The 255-nt window shown below is 50.2% G+C and carries 1 protein-coding gene; it reads left to right on the forward strand.

What is annotated here, in order from left to right; all coding sequences use genetic code 11:
- Positions 1-255: GTP-binding protein (locus tag EXZ60_RS19160; protein ID WP_277436170.1), on the forward strand; the 255-nt coding region annotated here is incomplete at both ends.

Below are 255 nucleotides of genomic sequence, written 5' to 3' on the forward strand. Positions count from 1 at the left end.
AAGCGAAAGACTTCGCATCTATCGATAACGCTCCAGAAGAGCGCGAGCGCGGTATTACAATCAATACTTCTCACGTAGAGTACGATACACCAGCACGCCACTACGCACACGTAGACTGCCCAGGACATGCTGACTATGTTAAAAACATGATCACAGGTGCTGCGCAAATGGACGGCGGTATCCTAGTTGTTGCTGCAACAGATGGCCCAATGCCACAAACTCGTGAGCACATCCTACTTGGTCGCCAAGTTGGTA

Origin of the sequence: Vibrio sp. 1151_11 (assembly GCF_029478525.1) — a bacterium.
Classification (GTDB): Bacteria; Pseudomonadota; Gammaproteobacteria; order Enterobacterales; family Vibrionaceae; genus Vibrio; species Vibrio anguillarum.